This is a genomic window from Bacteroides sp. LFL-34, assembly GCF_027257075.1.
Classification (GTDB): domain Bacteria; phylum Bacteroidota; class Bacteroidia; order Bacteroidales; family Bacteroidaceae; genus Bacteroides; species Bacteroides ovatus.
This window is the reverse complement of the sequence record NZ_JAPQKZ010000111.1, coordinates 1-3,062: the sequence shown is the minus strand read 5'-3', so window position 1 is coordinate 3,062 and position 3,062 is coordinate 1. Positions and strand designations below refer to the sequence as shown.

At 39.3% G+C, this 3,062-nt stretch carries 3 protein-coding genes; 2 read left to right on the top strand and 1 reads right to left on the bottom strand.

Going from position 1 to position 3,062, the window contains the following annotated elements; genetic code table 11:
* Window positions 1-187: 187 nt before the first annotated feature.
* Entirely contained in the window at window positions 188-691 is a 504-nt protein-coding gene (locus tag N5O98_RS26975) for an RNA polymerase sigma factor (RefSeq protein WP_004303051.1), read from the bottom strand.
* A gap of 278 nt (window positions 692-969) precedes the next feature.
* Between N5O98_RS26975 and N5O98_RS26970 the strand changes: the two genes are divergently transcribed.
* Entirely contained in the window at window positions 970-2,064 is a 1,095-nt protein-coding gene (locus tag N5O98_RS26970; RefSeq protein ID WP_004308922.1) for a Nif3-like dinuclear metal center hexameric protein, read from the top strand.
* A gap of 5 nt (window positions 2,065-2,069) precedes the next feature.
* Window positions 2,070-2,900 carry a zinc ribbon domain-containing protein gene (locus N5O98_RS26965; protein ID WP_004295942.1) on the top strand — a complete coding sequence of 277 codons (831 nt, stop codon included), beginning with the start codon at window positions 2,070-2,072 and terminating at the stop codon, window positions 2,898-2,900.
* Window positions 2,901-3,062 lie beyond the last annotated feature (162 nt).

Sequence of the window (3,062 nt, the reverse complement as noted above, 5' to 3'; positions counted from 1 at the left end):
ACGAAAAACTTTATACCTAAAGATACGAAAACTTTGGGTAATAACAAAGCCCGGGCTTGAGAAAGTCTGGGCTTTGCGCATAAAAAAAGGCTGTGTCAGCGTTTTGACACAACCTCTTTGCCTATTGATAAAACTGAAAAATGAAATTAACTGTTTAATCTAAAATTTATATGGATATAGTTATGGTTTAGCGGAAGTCTTTTAGTTCTTCCTGTAATTTCTGACGGGTAAAGAAGATCCGACTTTTTACGGTACCTAACGGAAGATTCAGTTTTTCTGCAATTTCACGGTATTTGAATCCGGAAACGTGCATGGCGAACGGAACCCTGTATTCTTTCGGAAGAGCATTGACTACACGGTGCATCTCTTTCAGGTCGTATGTCCTTTCAGTACTTTCAAACCCTGCATCTTGCGGCAAATTAAGATGATAAAGGTTATCGGTCTTGTCAACAAATGTCTGGTCGCGAACTACCTTACGATAATTATTGATAAAGATATTGCGCATGATGGTGTACATCCATCCTTTGAAATTTGTATCGGGTGTATATTTATCTTCATTATCTAATGCTTTCAATGAGGTTTCCTGCAGCAAATCGTTTGCTTCTTCGCGGTCTGTTGTCAGTTTGTATGCGAAACGTAGTAATTCTTCCTGAACTCCTACCAAATCTTTTCTGAAGCTTAAACTTTTCATATGTGTTGTTTTTAAAATGTGAGTATTCGTTGTAAAAATTTTGATGATGCAAGTTTAAGATATTTTGTCGACCTTGGTAGGGGAGAATCAGACGTAATTTAGGGGAATTTCTATCAACAGATAGTTTTTAGGTCCTTTTTGATAGTTTCTGGGTGGTATTTTATATCTTTTACGGGGATCTCAAAAAATGGATAACGATAAATTCTCTAAAAAACGATCACTTAGTATGTTAATTCCTATTTTATTTATTATCTTTGCAACCAAATTTTCTACCAATAATGAAAATTAAGGAAATAGTAAGCGCCCTTGAACGATTCGCGCCTCTGCCATTGCAAGACGGATTTGATAATGCCGGCCTGCAAATCGGATTGACAGAAGCGGAAGCAACAGGGGCTTTGTTGTGTCTTGACGTTACCGAAGCTGTGTTGGATGAAGCTATCGCGCTGGGGTACAATCTCGTTATATCGCACCATCCGCTCATTTTCAAGGGCTATAAATCTATCACGGGCAAAGATTACGTGGAACGCTGCATACTGAAAGCAATAAAGAATGATATTGTGATCTATTCAGCACATACTAATCTTGATAATGCACAAGGTGGAGTTAATTATAAGATAGCAGAGAAAATAGGGTTGAAGAATCTGAAAGTGCTCGAACCGAAAGAGAACTGTCTGATTAAGCTGGTGACTTTCGTGCCGGATGCACAAGCCGATAGTGTGCGCGAAGTGTTGTTTGCAGCCGGACGCGGAAATATAGGTAACTATGATTCATGCAGTTACAATCTGAAAGGAGAGGGAACCTTCCGGGCAAAAGAGGGAACGCATCCTTTCTGTGGAACAATCGGTGAACTGCATCATGAAAATGAAGTGAGGATTGAAACCATTCTTCCTATATATAAAAAAGCGGAAGTTATAAAGGCTTTATTGTCTGTACATCCTTATGAGGAACCGGCATTTGACTTGTATCCGTTGCAGAATGACTGGTTGCAGGCAGGTTCGGGAATTGTAGGTGAATTGGATGAATCGGAAACGGAACTCGAGTTTCTGAAACGCATCAAGAAAATCTTTGAAGTGGGTTGTGTACGTCATAACAAACTGACGGGGAGAGAAATACAGAAGGTTGCCTTATGTGGTGGTGCCGGAGCTTTCCTGCTTCCACAGGCAATTCGGACGGGTGCGGATGTCTTTATTACGGGAGAAATCAAATATCATGATTATTTCGGCCACGAGGGTGATATTCTGATGGCAGAGATTGGTCATTACGAAAGCGAACAATATACAAAAGAAATTTTTTATTCCATAATCCGGGATTTATTTCCTAATTTTGCACTCCAATTGAGTAAAATAAATACGAATCCCATAAAATATTTATAAGTAAAATGGCTAGAGAAGCAAAAAAAGATCCGAATGAGTTGACGGTAGAACAGAAACTGAAGACACTGTTCCAACTGCAAACGATGTTGTCTAAGATTGATGAAATCAAGACATTGAGAGGTGAACTTCCGTTGGAAGTGCAAGACCTTGAAGATGAAATTGCTGGTTTGAGTACCCGTATCGACAAGATCAAAGCTGAAGTGGATGAACTGAAATCTGCTATTGCCGGCAAGAGAGTAGAAATTGAAACAGCAAAGGCTTCAGTAGAAAAATATAAGTCACAACAAGACAATGTTCGCAATAACCGTGAATATGATTTCTTGACGAAAGAAATCGAATTCCAGACATTGGAAATCGAACTTTGCGAAAAGAGAATTAAGGAATATTCTGCTGATAAAGAAGAAAAAGAGGCTGAAGTAACGAAGAACGATCAGATTCTTAACGAAAGACTGAAAGACCTTGAGCAGAAGAAGAGCGAACTGGACGAAATTATCTCTGAAACCAAACAGGAAGAAGAGAAATTGAGAGACAAAGCTAAAGATTTGGAAACTAAGATCGAACCGCGTCTGTTGCAGTCTTTCAAACGTATCCGTAAGAACTCTCGCAACGGATTGGGTATTGTATACGTACAGCGTGACGCTTGTGGTGGTTGCTTTAACAAGATTCCGCCCCAGAGACAACTGGATATCCGTTCTCGTAAGAAAGTAATCGTTTGTGAATATTGCGGACGTATTATGATTGACCCGGAATTGGCTGGCGTACAAATCGAACACAAGGTGGAAGAAGCTCCGGTAGCTACTACCAAAAGAGCTATCAGAAGAAAAACTGCTGAATAAGAAGAGCAGTGAAGTAAGTAAAGTTACTTTTTTGATATATAATAGAAGGTGTGTCAAAATGCACACCTTCTGTTTTTTACGCACAAAGCCCCGACTTTCACAAGCTGGGGCTTTGTTATTACCTAAAGATTTTGTATCTTTAGGCATAAGAATTTCACTATG